Annotated in this window: 15 protein-coding genes; 11 read left to right on the forward strand and 4 right to left on the reverse strand. The window is 57.2% G+C overall.

Features of this window, described 5'->3' with window-relative positions; all coding sequences use genetic code 11:
• The first annotated feature begins 230 nt into the window (after nucleotides 1-230).
• Complete coding sequence (locus CWM61_RS10285) at nucleotides 231-440, forward strand: CsbD family protein (RefSeq protein ID WP_004206293.1); 210 nt, start codon at nucleotides 231-233, stop codon at nucleotides 438-440.
• A gap of 95 nt (nucleotides 441-535) precedes the next feature.
• Here CWM61_RS10285 and zur read toward each other — a convergent pair whose 3' ends face one another.
• A complete protein-coding gene (zur, locus tag CWM61_RS10290) occupies nucleotides 536-1,051 on the reverse strand; it encodes a zinc uptake transcriptional repressor Zur (protein WP_061156124.1) in 516 nt (171 codons plus the stop codon).
• Between the two features lie 249 nt (nucleotides 1,052-1,300).
• Between zur and CWM61_RS10295 the strand changes: the two genes are divergently transcribed.
• The 3 genes from CWM61_RS10295 to pspG all read left to right on the forward strand — a co-directional run bounded on the left by CWM61_RS10295 (nucleotide 1,301) and on the right by pspG (nucleotide 3,269).
• Nucleotides 1,301-1,789: a cupin domain-containing protein gene (locus CWM61_RS10295; RefSeq protein ID WP_061156123.1), complete on the forward strand. Its 489-nt coding sequence runs from the start codon at nucleotides 1,301-1,303 to the stop codon at nucleotides 1,787-1,789.
• Nucleotides 1,790-1,888: 99 nt separating this feature from the next.
• A complete protein-coding gene (gene dusA, locus CWM61_RS10300; RefSeq protein ID WP_074387356.1) occupies nucleotides 1,889-2,887 on the forward strand; it encodes a tRNA dihydrouridine(20/20a) synthase DusA in 999 nt (332 codons plus the stop codon).
• A 139-nt stretch (nucleotides 2,888-3,026) separates the two neighbouring features.
• Nucleotides 3,027-3,269 carry an envelope stress response protein PspG gene (gene pspG / locus CWM61_RS10305; protein WP_074387355.1) on the forward strand — a complete coding sequence of 81 codons (243 nt, stop codon included), beginning with the start codon at nucleotides 3,027-3,029 and terminating at the stop codon, nucleotides 3,267-3,269.
• Between the two features lie 181 nt (nucleotides 3,270-3,450).
• On the opposite strand, the gene CWM61_RS10310 is transcribed toward pspG, so the two are convergent.
• A complete protein-coding gene (locus CWM61_RS10310) occupies nucleotides 3,451-4,434 on the reverse strand; it encodes a quinone oxidoreductase (protein ID WP_074387354.1) in 984 nt (327 codons plus the stop codon).
• A gap of 169 nt (nucleotides 4,435-4,603) precedes the next feature.
• On the opposite strand from CWM61_RS10310, the gene dnaB reads away from it, so the two are divergent.
• The 6 genes from dnaB (at nucleotide 4,604) to CWM61_RS10340 (ending at nucleotide 10,315) form a co-directional block, all read left to right on the forward strand.
• A complete protein-coding gene (gene dnaB / locus CWM61_RS10315) occupies nucleotides 4,604-6,019 on the forward strand; it encodes a replicative DNA helicase (RefSeq protein WP_008807299.1) in 1,416 nt (471 codons plus the stop codon).
• Nucleotides 6,020-6,050: 31 nt separating this feature from the next.
• Nucleotides 6,051-7,130 (forward strand): alanine racemase, encoded by a 1,080-nt coding sequence (gene alr / locus CWM61_RS10320; RefSeq protein WP_074387353.1) that lies wholly within the window; start codon nucleotides 6,051-6,053, stop codon nucleotides 7,128-7,130.
• A gap of 177 nt (nucleotides 7,131-7,307) precedes the next feature.
• Nucleotides 7,308-8,501, forward strand: a complete 1,194-nt coding sequence (gene tyrB / locus CWM61_RS10325) for an aromatic amino acid transaminase (protein WP_061156120.1) — start codon at nucleotides 7,308-7,310, stop codon at nucleotides 8,499-8,501.
• Between the two features lie 193 nt (nucleotides 8,502-8,694).
• Nucleotides 8,695-9,408 carry an acid phosphatase AphA gene (gene aphA / locus CWM61_RS10330; protein ID WP_008807296.1) on the forward strand — a complete coding sequence of 238 codons (714 nt, stop codon included), beginning with the start codon at nucleotides 8,695-8,697 and terminating at the stop codon, nucleotides 9,406-9,408.
• A 130-nt stretch (nucleotides 9,409-9,538) separates the two neighbouring features.
• Nucleotides 9,539-9,955, forward strand: coding sequence for a secondary thiamine-phosphate synthase enzyme YjbQ (locus CWM61_RS10335; RefSeq protein ID WP_008807295.1), 417 nt, complete (start codon nucleotides 9,539-9,541; stop codon nucleotides 9,953-9,955).
• Nucleotides 9,956-9,958: 3 nt separating this feature from the next.
• A complete protein-coding gene (locus tag CWM61_RS10340; protein WP_061156119.1) occupies nucleotides 9,959-10,315 on the forward strand; it encodes an MmcQ/YjbR family DNA-binding protein in 357 nt (118 codons plus the stop codon).
• Here the strand turns inward: CWM61_RS10340 and uvrA are convergent, their stop codons facing one another.
• Nucleotides 10,316-13,141, reverse strand: coding sequence for an excinuclease ABC subunit UvrA (gene uvrA / locus CWM61_RS10345; protein WP_061156118.1), 2,826 nt, complete (start codon nucleotides 13,139-13,141; stop codon nucleotides 10,316-10,318).
• Between the two features lie 251 nt (nucleotides 13,142-13,392).
• Between uvrA and ssb1 the strand changes: the two genes are divergently transcribed.
• A complete protein-coding gene (gene ssb1 / locus CWM61_RS10355; protein ID WP_008807292.1) occupies nucleotides 13,393-13,920 on the forward strand; it encodes a single-stranded DNA-binding protein SSB1 in 528 nt (175 codons plus the stop codon).
• 151 nt (nucleotides 13,921-14,071) lie between these two features.
• On the opposite strand, the gene CWM61_RS10360 is transcribed toward ssb1, so the two are convergent.
• On the reverse strand, nucleotides 14,072-15,652 hold the full coding sequence (locus CWM61_RS10360; RefSeq protein ID WP_074387352.1) for a lytic transglycosylase F: 1,581 nt from the start codon (nucleotides 15,650-15,652) through the stop codon (nucleotides 14,072-14,074).
• Nucleotides 15,653-16,144 lie beyond the last annotated feature (492 nt).

Below are 16,144 nucleotides of genomic sequence, written 5' to 3' on the forward strand. Positions count from 1 at the left end.
GCCGTTCATCACGGCCATCCATGAATTCCCACGGTTGCGCACCGCTTACCGGGGCAGCTCAGTAGCCCGGCTCAGCGCAGCGCAAGCCGGGAAAATCGCCTCAGCCTTACCCATCGGTATGATGGTTAAAAATTCCGAATAACGAATCGGTGCCAGCATTCTCATCTATAGTTAATACCATGTCCGGTACAAAACGGGCTGTAAACCCACCGAATGATGAGGACGTTATCATGAATAAAGACGAAATCGGCGGTAACTGGAAACAGTTGAAAGGTAAAGCCAAGGAACAGTGGGGCAAACTTACCGATGATGATATGACCGTGATCGAAGGTAAGCGCGATCAGCTGGTCGGTAAAATTCAGGAACGGTACGGCTATGCGAAGGATCAGGCTGAGAAAGAAGTCTCAGACTGGGAGCATAAGAACGACTACCGCTGGTAGCGTTCCGTGGCTCAAAGAATAAAACATTTGTGTTAGTGCCTGTCTGAATGGCGTAAGGACGCGCCGTTAACCCTGTTTCCCGCTGCGGCTGACGCTCAGCGGGCTTTCTTTTTCAGCTGAATCGTATGGTCGTGCTGGCAGTGTCCCGGTGTGCTGCAGGCTTCGACTTCAACGCAGTCTGCACAAAGGCCGTGGGCTTCAATCACGTTATGGCGCAGGGCAAAGCCCATTCTGGCCGCTAACGTATGCATGATATCTTCCACCCCTTCCGCCGCTTCTTCCTTCACCACGCCACAGCGGTCACAGATAAACATGGCTGAGCTATGGGTCGGCTGGTCAAAGAGATGGCACAGCACATAGCTGTTGGTTGACTCCACCTTGTGAACAAAACCCTGCTCGAGTAAAAACTCCAGCGCACGGTAAACCGTCGGTGGTTTAGCCTGCGGCTCTTTGTCACGCAGGAGATCCAGCAGGTCGTAGGCGCTGATCGCCCCTTGTTGCAGGCTCATCAGGCGCAACACCTCCAGACGCTGTGGGGTCAGGCGTACGCCGCGCTGCGCACATAGCTTTTCAGCATGCGCTAACATCTCTTGCGAAGGGGTCTTATCCATGAGCATCCTCGGGTTGCGTGAATTTGAATCTGTTACTTTATCACGTTCCTCAGAAAACACCGAGAGCCGGCGGGTGATACGGGTCATACTTCAGATTGTCGGCACCTGCGCCAGCTCCGGGTGCTGGCCGCTGACTTTCGTACAGACCACGCCTTAGTCGATCGCTAAAACCGTCCTGCCCGATTTAATCGCAACACGCCTGACCCAGGGTATGCTATATCTGAAGTGTCTCATTTTCGGGAGAAAACGATGAAACGACCTGATTGCATTCGCCACTGGCGCGAACTGGAAGGGCCCGACGATGCCACTTATCCCGACAGCCCGGAGCGTTTTTCGATTGGCGCGCCGCTGGGGCGCGGTTTACGGCTCAACCGGCTGGGGATCCATCACGAGCGACTGCCTCCGGGACGACGCACCTCGTACCCGCACGCCGAGAGCGATGAGGAAGAGTTCATCTATGTGCTGGAGGGCTATCCGGAGGTATGGATAAACGGCTATCTCTGGAAGCTGGAGCCGGGCGACAGCGTGGGTTTTCCCGCGGGTACCGGCATCTGCCACACTTTTCTCAATAACACCGAGCAGGAGGTTCGTCTGCTGGTGGTGGGTGAGTCCAACAAAAAATACAACCGCATCTATTACCCGCTTAATCCCGGCTATGCCGCGACGCGCCAGGATCGCTGGGTTGACCATCCGCCGCAGTTCTTTGGTCCACACGACGGCAAACCGCGGAAAAAGTAATCGACCTGGGGGAGGGTGACGCTCGCCGCACTATGCGCCAGTGGTTTATCTTTATGCTATAGTAGCGCCCCTTTTTACCCGGATGCTTATTTATTCGCCATGATGCCTGAATCAACGTCACCTGTTTTCCCTGCTCACCGCTTCTCCATCGCGCCGATGCTCGACTGGACTGACCGACACTGCCGCTATTTCCTGCGGCTGCTGTCGCGGCATACGCTGCTGTATACCGAAATGGTGACCACCGGGGCGATTATTCACGGCAAAGGTGACTATCTGGCCTATAGCGAAGAAGAGCACCCGGTTGCTCTGCAGCTTGGCGGCAGCGATCCGCAGGCCCTGGCGCAGTGCGCGAAGCTGGCTGAAGCGCGCGGCTACGATGAGATCAATCTCAACGTCGGTTGCCCCTCCGATCGCGTGCAGAACGGGATGTTTGGCGCCTGCCTGATGGGCAATGCGCCACTGGTGGCCGACTGTATCAAGGCGATGCGCGATGTGGTGTCGATTCCGGTCACGGTGAAAACCCGTATCGGGATTGACGATCAGGATAGCTATGAGTTTCTGTGCGATTTCATTGAGACGGTCTCCGGCAAGGGCGAGTGTGAGATGTTTATTATTCACGCCCGCAAAGCCTGGCTCTCCGGCCTGAGCCCAAAAGAGAACCGCGAGATCCCGCCGCTGGATTACCCCCGCGTCTGGCAGCTGAAGCGCGACTTCCCCCATCTGACGATGGCGATCAACGGCGGGATCAAATCGCTGGACGAAGCCAGACTGCAGCTTGAACATATGGATGGGGTAATGGTCGGGCGTGAGGCCTACCAGAACCCGGGCATTCTGGCCTCGGTCGACCGCGAAATTTTCGGCATCGCAGGCGCGGATGCCGATCCGGTGGCGGTGGTGCGAGCCATGTACCCGTATATTGAGCGCGAGCTCAGCAATGGCACCTATCTGGGCCATATCACCCGCCATATGCTGGGGCTATTTCAGGGGATCCCCGGCGCTCGCCAGTGGCGTCGCTATCTGAGCGAGAACGCGCATAAAGCCGGCGCCGATATTGCGGTGCTGGAGCATGCTCTGCAGCTGGTGGCCGATAAACGTTAATTTCTGACGAAAACTTGGTGAAATTGACCACGCCTCGCGCACTGACGCGGGGCGTTTTCTTTTAAAGTCAAATGCTTATGTTTGGCATGCTTTTTGTAATACCTGCAGAGTGAAGTATTCATTCGTTGGGGAGAGAACCATGCTGGAACTGCTATTTGTCATTGGATTTTTTGTCATGCTGTTGGTGACCGGCGTATCGCTGCTGGGGATTATCGCGGCTATCGTGGTCACTACCGCGCTGATGTTCGTCGGCGGGTTGTTTGCCTTGATGATCAAATTACTGCCGTGGTTGCTGCTGGCCGTGGTGGTGGTGTGGATTATTCGGGCGCTGAAATCCCCGAACGGAAACGCTTTTCGCGACAATAACCGTTGGCGTTACTAAGGTATTGAGGGGTCTGTCACAACCTGAACAATTTTGCAGACAACCGCGTAGGCATTACTGAGCAAATCTGTCACTATTAGCGCGTTAACGAATTCATCGCGCTGTACCCTACATACAGCCGAACTAAAAAAAAGTAAGGGCTTCCCAGGTGGAAGCCCTAAACTTTTGTCCCTTTGTCCGCTTACGGCAGCAGCAGACTCGACCCCTGAGTTACCCGGCTTTCCAGAACTTCATGCGCCCGACGGGCCTCGGCCAGCGGATAGGTCTGACCCTCAGGCACGTCCACTTTAATTACCCCACTGGCGATCAGCGAAAACAGTTCACTGCAGGCTTCCTCCAGCTCTTCCCGGTTGGTGATATAGCCCTGCAGAGATGGTCGGGTGACATACAGAGAACCTTTCTGATTCAGGATCCCCAGATTGACGCCGGTCACCGGGCCGGAGGAGTTGCCAAAGCTGACCATCAGACCGCGTCGCTGCAGGCAGTCCAGAGAGGCTTCCCAGGTATCTTTCCCCACCGAGTCGTAGACCACGGCCACTTTCTTACCGTCGGTAAGCGCCTTGAGTCGCTCCACGATTTGCTCTTCGCGATAGTTAATCACCTGCCAGGCACCAGCCTCTTTGGCACGCTGCGCTTTCTGCGCGCTGCCGACGGTGCCGATAAGTTTCGCGCCCAGCGCTTTCGCCCACTGACAGGCAATCAGCCCCACGCCGCCGGCGGCCGCGTGAAACAGGAACACTTCATTAGGCTTAATTTCATAGGTTTTGCGCAGCAGATACCAGACCGTCAATCCTTTCAGGAACGATGCCGCGGCCTGTTCGAAAGAGATGGCGTCCGGCAGAACCGCGGCTTTGTCGGCCAGCACATTGTGTACCGTGCTGTAGGCGCCGAGCGCCGACTGGGCGTACACCACCCGATCGCCTACCTTAATGTGCGTCACCCCGTGGCCGACTTTACTGACGATGCCGGCTGCCTCGGTGCCCAGACCGCTCGGCAGCGACGGCGGCGGATAGAGGCCGCTACGAACATAGGTGTCGATATAGTTGATACCGATGGCTTTATTTTCGACCTGAATTTCATGCTCTGCGGGATCGCAGGGCGTGAACTCAACCGCCTGAAGCACCTCCGGCCCGCCGTGTTTTGAAAATTCGATGCGTGTTGCCATGTTCGCTCCTGTGTTGTTCTGAGATTATCCAGTAAGCTTAACAGCCTGCGGCGGCGGTGACGGATTTTCTTATCCGCCTCAGGCCTGCCACGCTTAATGGGTTCTTTAGCGGCAATGGCTTTCTCGCTATACTGTCACGCTCTTTTCCGTATCGGTGAAATGTTAGGCTATGGCAGGAAATAAACCCTTCAACAAACCACAGACAGAAACCCGCGAACGCGATCCGCAGCTCGCCGGGCTGAAAGTCCCGCCGCACTCGATTGAAGCGGAGCAGTCGGTGTTGGGCGGTTTAATGCTGGATAACGAGCGCTGGGACGACGTCGCCGAACGCGTGGTGTCGGAAGATTTCTATACTCGTCCGCATCGTCATATCTTTACCGAGATGGCGCGTCTGCAGGAGTCAGGTAGCCCGATTGACCTGATTACCCTTGCGGAGTCGCTGGAGCGTCAGGGGCAGCTGGACAGCGTGGGCGGCTTCGCCTATCTGGCCGAGCTGTCCAAAAACACGCCCAGCGCGGCGAACATCAGCGCCTATGCCGACATCGTGCGCGAACGCGCGGTCGTGCGCGAGATGATTTCGGTGGCCAACGAGATCGCCGAAGCCGGCTTCGACCCGCAGGGGCGAACCAGCGAAGATTTGCTCGATCTCGCCGAGTCCCGGGTTTTCAAAATCGCCGAAAGCCGGGCCAATAAAGACGAAGGGCCGAAAAACATCGCCGATGTGCTCGATGCCACCGTCGCCCGTATCGAACAGCTGTTCCAGCAGCCGCATGACGGCGTCACCGGGGTGAATACCGGCTACGACGACCTCAACAAAAAGACCGCTGGCCTGCAGCCGTCGGATCTGATTATTGTCGCCGCCCGTCCGTCGATGGGTAAAACGACCTTCGCGATGAACCTCGTGGAAAACGCGGCAATGCTGCAGGATAAGCCGGTATTAATCTTCAGTCTCGAGATGCCCTCGGAACAGATCATGATGCGTTCTCTGGCCTCGCTGTCGCGCGTCGATCAGACCCGCATTCGTACAGGTCAGCTGGACGATGAAGACTGGGCGCGGATCTCCGGCACCATGGGCATCCTGCTGGAAAAACGTAACATCTACATCGATGACTCCTCCGGCCTGACGCCGACGGAAGTGCGCTCCCGCGCGCGGCGTATCGCCCGCGAGCACGGCGGCATCGGGCTTATCATGATCGACTACCTGCAGCTGATGCGCGTGCCGTCGCTCTCCGACAATCGTACGCTTGAGATCGCCGAAATCTCCCGCTCGCTGAAGGCGCTGGCGAAAGAGTTGCAGGTGCCGGTGGTGGCGCTGTCGCAGTTGAACCGCTCCCTGGAACAGCGCGCCGATAAACGCCCGGTCAACTCCGACCTGCGTGAGTCCGGCTCTATCGAACAGGATGCCGACTTAATCATGTTCATTTACCGTGATGAGGTTTATCACGAGAACAGCGATCTTAAAGGCATCGCGGAAATTATCATTGGTAAACAACGTAACGGCCCGATCGGCACCGTGCGACTGACCTTTAACGGCCAGTGGTCGCGTTTCGATAATTATGCCGGCCCTCAGTATGACGATGAGTAAACCTCCGTCAGTCTTTTTTTAAGGAATTCAAATGCAAGCGGCAACTGTAGTCATCAACCGCCGCGCTCTGCGACACAACCTGCAACGTCTACGTGACCTGGCGCCTGCCAGCAAACTGGTTGCGGTGGTGAAAGCGAACGCCTACGGACACGGTCTTCTCGAGACCGCGCGAACGCTGACCGACGCCGACGCCTTTGGCGTCGCCCGCCTGGAAGAGGCGCTGCGCCTGCGAGCAGGAGGCATCGCCCAGCCGATCCTCCTGCTGGAAGGCTTTTTTGCTGCGGAAGACCTGGCGGTGATCGCCGCCCAGCGCCTGCATACGGCGGTGCATAGCCCCGAACAGCTGGCGGCGCTGGAGCAAGCCGATCTCCCCGAGCCGGTAACCGTGTGGATGAAGCTGGACACCGGCATGCATCGCTTAGGGGTGCGCCCGGAGGAAGCCGAGGCGTTTTATCAGCGTCTGAGCCAGTGTAAAAACGTCCGCCAGCCGGTGAACGTGGTGAGCCATTTCGCCCGCGCCGATGAGCCGACCTGCGGCGCCACCGAACGCCAGCTGGACATCTTTACCACCTTTACCGAAGGCAAGCCGGGGCTGCGCTCTATCGCCGCCTCGGGCGGCATTCTGCTGTGGCCGCAATCGCATTACGACTGGGTGCGTCCCGGGATTATCCTGTATGGCGTTTCGCCGCTGGACGATCGCTCCACCGGGAAAGATTTTGGCTGCCAGCCGGTGATGACCCTGACGTCCAGCCTGATTGCGGTGCGCGAGCATAAAGCAGGGGAGCCCGTCGGCTACGGCGGCACCTGGGTCAGCGAACGCGATACCCGTCTCGGCGTGGTGGCGATGGGCTATGGCGACGGTTATCCGCGCGCCGCGCCGTCGGGCACGCCGGTGCTGGTCAATGGCCGCGAAGTGCCGATTGTCGGCCGGGTGGCGATGGATATGATCTGCGTTGACCTCGGACCGCAGGCCCAGGATAAAGCCGGCGACGCGGTGGTGCTATGGGGAGAGGGGCTCCCGGTAGAGCGCATCGCCGAGATAACGAAAGTGAGTGCTTACGAACTTATTACGCGACTGACCTCCCGCGTCGCCATGAAATACCTCGACTAAGCACCAGCCGTACCGGGTAAACCCGACGTTTATCCGGTACGCCATCGGCACAGCCGCGAGCGAAAAAGCGGTTTATGCCACCTCGCGGTCATTTTCCCCTCAACATCCTCTCGACCTGCCGTCATATCCGGTTTATTGTGTAAGAACCTGCCCTATGTAAACCTGGAGATACATCGCGTGTTTCAAAAAGTTGACGCCTACGCCGGCGACCCTATTCTTTCTCTGATGGAACGCTTCAAAGAAGATCCGCGAAGCGACAAAGTCAACCTGAGTATCGGGCTGTACTACAACGATGACGGTATCATTCCGCAGCTGCAGGCGGTGGCGGAAGCGGAAGCGCGCCTGAACGCCGAGCCGCATGGCGCCTCGCTGTATCTGCCGATGGAAGGGTTGAGCGGCTACCGTCAGGCGATTGCGCCGCTGCTGTTTGGCGCAGAGCATACCGCGCTTAAGCAAAACCGCATTGCCTCCATTCAGACGGTCGGCGGTTCGGGCGCGCTGAAGGTCGGGGCCGACTTCCTCAAACGCTACTTTCCGGAGTCTCATGTCTGGGTCAGCGATCCGACCTGGGAAAACCACATCGCCATTTTTGAAGGGGCTGGCTTCGAAGTAAGTACTTACCCCTGGTTTGACAAAGCCACCAACGGCGTGCGCTTTGAGGACCTGCTGGCGACGCTGCAAACGCTGCCGGCGCGCGATATTGTGCTGCTGCACCCTTGCTGCCACAACCCGACCGGCGCCGACCTGACGCCAGCCCAGTGGGACCGCGTGGTTGAGGTATTACAAGCGCGTCAGCTGATCCCCTTCCTCGACATCGCCTACCAGGGCTTTGGCGGGGGGCTGGAAGAGGATGCTTACGCCATTCGCGCCATCGCCAGCGCCGGGATGCCGATGCTGGTCAGCAACTCGTTCTCCAAGATTTTCTCCCTGTACGGGGAGCGCGTCGGCGGCCTGTCAGTGGTCTGTGACGACAGCGAAACTGCAGGCCGCGTGCTGGGTCAACTGAAGGCCACCGTGCGCCGCAACTACTCCAGCCCGCCAAGCTTTGGCGCGCAGGTGGTGGCGACGGTGCTGAACGATGCAGCTCTGAAAGCCACCTGGCAGGCGGAAGTGGACGCCATGCGCGCGCACATCCTGACCATGCGTCAGGCGCTGGTCGACGCGCTGCAGCAGGTTGCCCCGGGCAGCAAGGTGGATTACCTGCTTAAGCAGCGCGGGATGTTCAGCTACACCGGCTTCAGCGCGGCGCAGGTCGATCGTCTGCGCGACGAGTTTGGCGTCTACCTGATTGCCAGCGGTCGTATGTGCGTGGCAGGGTTAAACTCACGTAATGTTCAGCAGGTGGCGAAAGCCTTTGCTGCGGTGATGTAAGCCGCTCCCCAGTGGGTTGCCGCTGCCGGTCAACGGGCAGCGGCAACCTCCTCTCTGATTGTGATCATCCTCTTTTTCTATGACATCTACGCGAAAAAGGCTTTTCATCCACGCGATCGGCGGGTAAGGTCGGGGCGTTGCTAAGCATGCACATTATTAAAAATAATAATGATTGATAGATTTAGGGATAAATATGCGCAAACTTACTCTCGCCTTTGCGGCGGCTTCTCTCTTGTTCACGCTGAACAGCGCCGTTGTGGCGCGCGCCTCCACGCCACAGCCGCTGTGGGTGGGCACCAATGTGGCCCAGCTGGCCGAGCAGGCGCCGATCCACTGGGTTTCGGTGGCGCAAATCGAGAACAGCCTGCTGGGGCGGCCGCCGATGGCCGTCGGCTTTGATATCGATGACACCGTCCTCTTCTCCAGTCCGGGCTTCTGGCGCGGGCAAAAAACCTTCTCTCCCGGTAGTGAGGATTACCTGAAAAACCCGCAGTTCTGGGAAAAAATGAACAACGGCTGGGATGAATTCAGTATGCCGAAAGAGGTGGCGCGCCAGCTGATCGCGATGCATGTGAAGCGTGGGGACAGCATCTGGTTCGTCACCGGCCGCAGCCAGACCAAAACAGAAACCGTTTCTAAAACCCTGCAGGATGATTTTCTCATTCCGGCCGCCAATATGAATCCGGTGATTTTCGCCGGTGATAAGCCTGGCCAGAACACCAAGACCCAGTGGCTGCAGGCGAAGCAGATAAAGGTTTTCTACGGCGATTCGGATAACGATATCACCGCCGCTCGTGAAGCCGGCGCCCGTGGGATCCGCGTGCTGCGGGCCGCCAACTCCTCCTATAAGCCGCTGCCGATGGCCGGGGCGCTGGGCGAAGAAGTGATCGTCAATTCCGAATACTGATGATCGCCTGAACGCGATAAACGGCAGCGGTAGTGCTGCCGTTTTTTTATGCAAAATCAGGGGTGGAAGGTTTTACCTTTTCACGTATTGCTGCACACTTAGAAGGATTCATTCGCAAAAGGAGTCGATGATGTGGTATCAGCAAACCCTGACGCTTGGGCCAAAATCCCGCGGTTTTCATCTGGTCACCGATGAGGTCCTCGGCCAGATCCGCGGGCTGTCCGGGGTGAAGGTTGGCCTGCTGCACCTCCTGCTCCAGCATACTTCCGCTTCCCTGACGCTCAACGAAAACTGCGATCCCACCGTCCGCTATGACATGGAGCAGTATTTTCTCAACGCCGTGCCGGACAATGCGCCGTACGAACATGATTATGAAGGTCCTGACGATATGCCTTCGCACATCAAATCATCGATGCTTGGCGTGTCGCTGATGCTGCCGGTCGAGGACGGGCGCGTCAGGCTGGGAACCTGGCAGGGCATCTGGCTGGGGGAGCATCGGATACACGGCGGTTCGCGGCACATCGTTGCGACGCTCATGGGGGAATAAAAGATGACAATTTCGGAGTTATTGCAGTACTGCATGGCGAAACCGGGAGCGGAGCAGAGCGTCCATAGCGACTGGAAAGCCACGCAGATCAAGGTCTCGGACGTGCTGTTTGCCATGGTGAAGGAAGTTGAGGACCAGCGGCCAGCGGTCGCGCTGAAAGCGAGCCCGGAACTGGCGGAGCTGCTGCGAGAGCAGCATCGCGATGTCCGGCCCAGCAAGCATCTCAATAAAGCGCACTGGAGCACCGTCTTTCTGGATGGTTCGCTGCCGGATTCGCAAATCTACTACCTGGTCGATGCATCTTACCAGCAGGCGGTGAAAATGCTGCCGGAGCCAGTCCGGCAGCAGCTATCCCGCTAATTATTTCAGCATCGGTTTCAGGAAGCGCGCGGTGTGCGAGGCTTCGCACTCGGCGACGGTCTCAGGCGTACCGGAGACCAGTATTTCGCCGCCGCCGCTGCCGCCTTCCGGACCCAGATCGACAATCCAGTCGGCAGTTTTAATCACATCGAGGTTATGCTCAATCACCACGATGGTATTGCCCTGATCGCGCAGCTGATGCAGCACTTCCAGCAACTGCTGAATATCGGCGAAGTGCAGACCCGTGGTCGGCTCATCGAGAATATACAGCGTCTGGCCGGTACCGCGTTTGGAGAGTTCGCGCGCCAGCTTCACGCGCTGCGCCTCGCCGCCGGACAGCGTTGTCGCCGACTGGCCGAGACGGATATAGGTCAGGCCGACGTCCATCAGGGTTTGCAACTTACGCGCCAGCGCCGGTACGGCATCAAAGAATTCACGCGCCTCTTCAATGGTCATATCCAGCACTTCGTGGATGGTCTTACCCTTGTACTTAATCTCCAGCGTTTCACGGTTATAGCGTTTGCCTTTGCACTGGTCGCACGGTACGTAGATATCCGGCAGGAAGTGCATTTCGACCTTGATCACCCCGTCGCCCTGGCAGGCTTCACAACGACCGCCGCGGACGTTAAAACTAAAGCGCCCCGGCGTATAGCCACGTGAACGTGATTCCGGCACCCCGGCGAACAGCTCGCGCACCGGCGTAAACACCCCGGTATAGGTCGCCGGGTTGGAGCGCGGCGTGCGGCCGATTGGGCTCTGGTCGATATCAATCACTTTATCGAAGTGCTCCAGCCCCTGGATATCGCGATACGGCGCCGGTTCGGCGATGGTCGCGCCGTTAAGCTGGCGCTGAGCAATCGGGAACAGGGTGTCGTTAATCAGCGTCGATTTACCCGAGCCGGAAACGCCAGTAATGCAGGTAAACAGACCGACCGGCAGGGTCAGCGTTACATCCTTCAGATTGTTGCCGCGCGCGCCGGTCAGCTTCAGCACTTTTTCCGGATTGGCGGGCACGCGCTGTTTCGGCACTTCGATTTTGCGCTTACCACTCATGAACTGCCCGGTGAGGGATTCTGGTACCGCCATAATGGCGTCCAGTGGCCCTTCGGCCACCACCTGGCCGCCGTGAACCCCGGCGCCAGGACCGATATCGATCACATGGTCGGCGGCGCGAATCGCGTCTTCGTCATGCTCAACGACGATCACCGTGTTGCCTAAATTACGCAGATGGATCAGGGTACCCAGCAGGCGTTCGTTATCGCGCTGGTGCAGGCCGATGGAGGGCTCATCCAGCACGTACATCACGCCAACCAGCCCGGCGCCAATCTGGCTCGCCAGACGGATACGCTGGGCTTCACCGCCGGAGAGGGTTTCTGCCGAGCGGGAAAGCGTGAGGTAGTTCAGGCCGACGTTGACGAGGAACTTCAGGCGATCGCCGATCTCTTTCAGCACTTTCTCAGCGATTTGTGCCCGCTGGCCGGAGAGCTTCAGGTTGTTGAAGAAGTCCATCGCGTGGCCGATGCTCATATCGGAAATGGTCGGTAGCGGCGTGTTCTCTACAAACACATGGCGCGCTTCGCGGCGCAGACGCGTACCGTCGCAGCTGGCGCATGGACGGTTGCTGATGAATTTCGCCAGCTCTTCGCGTACGGCGCTGGATTCGGTCTCTTTATAACGACGCTCCATGTTGTGCAGCACGCCTTCGAACGGATGGCGGCGCACTGAAGTATCGCCGCGATCGTTCATGTATTTGAATTCAATGTTCTCTTTGCCGGAACCGTACAGCACGACTTTCTGCACATTAGCACTGAGGGTGCCCCATGGCGCTTCGACATCAAACTTATAGTGCTCCGCCAGCGACTTCAGCATCTGGAAGTAGTAGAAGTTGCGGCGATCCCAGCCGCGGATAGCACCGCCCGCCAGCGATAGCTCCGGATTCTGCACCACGCGGTCGGGATCGAAATATTGCTGAACGCCGAGACCGTCGCAGGTCGGGCAGGCGCCCGCCGGGTTGTTGAAGGAGAACAGGCGCGGCTCCAGCTCGCGCATGCTATAGCCGCAGATCGGGCAGGCGAAGTTAGCGGAAAACAGCAGTTCTTCCGCTTTTTCATCATCCATATTGGCCACGACGGCGGTACCGCCGGAGAGCTCCAGCGCGGTTTCGAATGACTCAGCCAGGCGCTGCGCCAGATCGTCGCGTACCTTAAAGCGGTCGATGACCACCTCGATAGTGTGCTTCTTCTGTAGCTCCAGCTTCGGCGGATCCGAGAGATCGCAGACTTCGCCATCGATCCGTGCGCGGATGTAGCCCTGGCTGGCGAGGTTTTCCAGGGTTTTGGTGTGCTCGCCTTTGCGCTCTTTAATAATGGGCGCCAGCAGCATCAGGCGCAGGCCTTCCGGCTGGGCGAGGACGTTATCGACCATCTGGCTGACGGTTTGCGCCGCCAGCGGCACATCATGATCCGGACAGCGCGGTTCACCGACGCGGGCGTACAGCAGACGCAGGTAGTCGTGAATTTCGGTAATGGTACCCACCGTCGAGCGGGGGTTGTGAGAGGTTGATTTCTGTTCGATGGAAATCGCCGGCGACAGCCCTTCGATATGGTCGACGTCCGGCTTCTCCATCAGCGACAGGAACTGTCGCGCATAGGCGGAGAGCGATTCGACGTAGCGACGCTGGCCTTCGGCATACAGGGTGTCGAAAGCGAGTGAAGATTTGCCAGACCCGGAAAGCCCGGTGACGACAATGAGTTTGTCGCGCGGGATAACGAGGTTGATGTTTTTGAGATTATGGGTGCGGGCGCCCCGAACTTCGATCTTATCCATTCACCTTTCCCGGTAGGTAGATACACGGATTGCCTGGTTTGCTTGAAGGACAAACGGCAGAAACGGCTAATTATGACACAATTTAACCTGAATGAATATACAGTATCGGAATGCAAATTCAGGGGGAGTGTGCAACAATGTCTTGTACGAGTGCTATCTCTGGAATCAGCCTCGCAGCTATCAAAATGCTACGTGGAAATGGTACACTCGCGCGTTTACACTATTAAGAAACGTATTCAGGAGACACGAACATGGCCAGCAGAGGCGTAAACAAGGTGATTCTCGTCGGTAATCTGGGGCAGGACCCGGAAGTACGCTACATGCCAAGTGGCGGCGCTGTCGCCAACTTCACGCTGGCAACTTCCGAATCCTGGCGTGACAAGCAGACCGGCGAAATGAAAGAGCAGACCGAGTGGCACCGCGTTGTGCTGTTCGGCAAGCTGGCGGAAGTCGCTGGCGAGTATCTGCGCAAAGGTTCGCAGGTGTATATCGAAGGCCAGCTGCGTACCCGCAAGTGGACCGATCAATCCGGTCAGGAGAAATACACCACCGAAGTCGTGGTTAACGTTGGCGGCACCATGCAGATGCTGGGCGGCCGTCAGGGCGGCGGCGCACCGGCAGGCGGCGGCCAGCAGCAGGGTGGTTGGGGTCAGCCTCAGCAGCCGCAGGGCGGCAACCAGTTCAGCGGCGGCGCACAGTCCCGTCCGCAGCAGCAGGCTCCGGCAGCGCCTTCTTCTAACGAACCGCCGATGGACTTCGACGACGACATCCCGTTCTAAGGCTTGCCTTAAACGCGTTGCCTGCGCAGTAAAAAAACAGAAAGCCCCGGTTTCGCCGGGGCTTTTTCTTTATCCTTTCAGCCTCATCCTTTCAGCATCATTTCTGCACCACCGTCTCAGAACCGCTTTTTAACCTGTGGCGACGAGCGTTTCAGGCAGAGGGCGCCTGAGCGGTCTCCGGCGTCGCCACGCTGGGCTGCGGTTTGGTTGGCTCTGCCGCTGGCTCCTGTCGCGGCGCGGCCGTCGCTTTCTGTTTGCGGGCCATGTCATCGACGATCAGCCGATAGGCAATGTAATACTTATAGATATTACTGACGTAGGTGACCGTCTCGGCGCCAATTTTTTCTGCCGCCAGATTTTCGACGTTACCGAACCAGACGTTCGGGTCAAACCCGCGCTGTTTGGTCATGGTGCGCAGGCGGGCGATACGCGCCGGACCCGCGTTATAGGAGGCAAAGGCAAACAGCGCCTTATCGAGCCGGGTCATGGGCTCATCAGCATAGTAGCGATCTATCATCCAGCGCATGTATTTCACGCCAGCATGGATGTTGGGATCCAGCTGTTTAATATCGCCCACTTTCAGCTCTTTTCCGGTGCTGGGCATCACCTGCATCACCCCGACGGCGCCGACGTGGCTTCGCACCGACTGGTTCAGTCGCGATTCCTGGTACCCCTGGGCCGCCATCAGCAGCCAGTCGACATCGTAGCGATCGCCATATTTGCGGAAGACTTCCACCATGGCGAGGAACTTGCGCCGTTCCTTACTCGCGGCGGCATTTTTGACATATTTGGCATTTTTCAGGTAACGCAGCAGGAGGGTATTACCCAGCGTGGTGCCCTGACGATTCTTTTTGACGAAGTTGTTCAGCACCGCCAGCAGTTGCGGGCTGTCTTTGCGTACCGCCCACGCAATGTTGCCGCCGTCACGCAGCACCACGTTGTCATGGACCTGAATTTTCGGAAACACTTGTTTCCAGAAAACGGCTTTGTGTTGATCGACGACGATAAGCGGAATCAGCCCGGCGTTGAGCATTTCCAGCAGATCTTCATCCTCCAGCGCCTCCGGCGCTGCCTCCAGGGTAACCGGCGGCCGCGACTCACTGGCAAATCGGGCATTCAGCGCCTGCAGACTCTCGTAATAGCTGGAGGAGCGGCGAACAAAGACGGTTTGACCAGAGAGCTGCTCCAGGCTGTCGACCTTCGGCGATGCCGGCCCGGAGATCAGTAATTCTTTCACGTTGCTGTAGAGCGGTTGGGCGAAATCGACCTGGGCTTCCCGCGAGGGCGTGATGGTCAGATTGGCAGCCGCAATATCGCCTTTACCTTCATTAAGCGCGGTGAAGAGATTATCCCGACTGACCGGCACAAAAACGATATGCAGCTTCAGGTGGCGCTGTTTGAGCTTTTTATCCTTCGCCAGCTGTTTATTCAGATCGTTTTCCAGCGCCATAAAGATATCGTGCGTTGCGCCACGCTGGGTGCCTTTATCAATAAAAAAGAAGGTTTTGCTGTAGGTGGTTAATACCCGAATGGTGCGCCGGTCGGTCATGCCGGGCAGATCGCCTTTCCACGGCTGCAGCATATCGTCGATGTGGATCGACAGCGTATTGTCTTCGCTTGCGACTGGCGGCGCTTTTTCCGCCTCCGCCGCAAGCAGGAAAGGGGCGAATAACAGCGTCGCGAGGCAGGAGAGCCAGGCGATAAACAGGCGTGATAGCAAGTTGGCGTTCATGGAGGAACACTCCGCAGGGGGATGTGATTATTTTAGCAGAACGGCTGTCGTTAGCCGGGCACGACAAGGGCGTAAAAAACATAACGATGCCGACAAATAGTCTTCTCCCATTTTATCGCTTGCTATTAATGTGCTTTTATCTTTACTTTAACTATGGAGATAATATGGCGGAAATGTGTGTTTTTAATGATAAATAGAAAATGATGATGATATTTTTATTTTATTCTTCTCCATTTGTTTTGTTGTAACCTTTTGATTATTTGTATTTATTTTATTTTTATCCGATATTGATTATTATCATCTTGATAATGAATCTCATTTTTATTACCGTAGCACAGCACATTACTCTTATTATTCGCTGTCTGGATTACGCTATCAAAGAATAGCGCGCAGCGCTTTTTCTCTAATGATGAAACAGGGCACTTAATTTTATTATGCCTCATGCTGTTTTCTTATTCCCATGACTATCGGGAAGGGGCTGACCTACGCCAA

The organism is Klebsiella sp. K-Nf6 (assembly GCF_002806655.1).
GTDB lineage: Bacteria > Pseudomonadota > Gammaproteobacteria > Enterobacterales > Enterobacteriaceae > Klebsiella > Klebsiella variicola.

Bases quoted from the DNA above. Each gene is read 5' to 3' on its own strand.
- dusA (WP_074387356.1), top strand. From the start codon at position 1,889: ATGATGCCTGAATCAACGTCACCTGTTTTCCCTGCTCACCGCTTCTCC.
- CWM61_RS10360 (WP_074387352.1), bottom strand. From the start codon at position 15,652: ATGAACGCCAACTTGCTATCACGCCTGTTTATCGCCTGGCTCTCCTGC.
- CWM61_RS10340 (WP_061156119.1), top strand. From the start codon at position 9,959: ATGACAATTTCGGAGTTATTGCAGTACTGCATGGCGAAACCGGGAGCG.
- aphA (WP_008807296.1), top strand. From the start codon at position 8,695: ATGCGCAAACTTACTCTCGCCTTTGCGGCGGCTTCTCTCTTGTTCACG.
- alr (WP_074387353.1), top strand. From the start codon at position 6,051: ATGCAAGCGGCAACTGTAGTCATCAACCGCCGCGCTCTGCGACACAAC.
- uvrA (WP_061156118.1), bottom strand. From the start codon at position 13,141: ATGGATAAGATCGAAGTTCGGGGCGCCCGCACCCATAATCTCAAAAAC.
- CWM61_RS10310 (WP_074387354.1), bottom strand. From the start codon at position 4,434: ATGGCAACACGCATCGAATTTTCAAAACACGGCGGGCCGGAGGTGCTT.
- ssb1 (WP_008807292.1), top strand. From the start codon at position 13,393: ATGGCCAGCAGAGGCGTAAACAAGGTGATTCTCGTCGGTAATCTGGGG.
- zur (WP_061156124.1), bottom strand. From the start codon at position 1,051: ATGGATAAGACCCCTTCGCAAGAGATGTTAGCGCATGCTGAAAAGCTA.
- CWM61_RS10295 (WP_061156123.1), top strand. From the start codon at position 1,301: ATGAAACGACCTGATTGCATTCGCCACTGGCGCGAACTGGAAGGGCCC.
- pspG (WP_074387355.1), top strand. From the start codon at position 3,027: ATGCTGGAACTGCTATTTGTCATTGGATTTTTTGTCATGCTGTTGGTG.
- CWM61_RS10335 (WP_008807295.1), top strand. From the start codon at position 9,539: ATGTGGTATCAGCAAACCCTGACGCTTGGGCCAAAATCCCGCGGTTTT.
- dnaB (WP_008807299.1), top strand. From the start codon at position 4,604: ATGGCAGGAAATAAACCCTTCAACAAACCACAGACAGAAACCCGCGAA.
- CWM61_RS10285 (WP_004206293.1), top strand. From the start codon at position 231: ATGAATAAAGACGAAATCGGCGGTAACTGGAAACAGTTGAAAGGTAAA.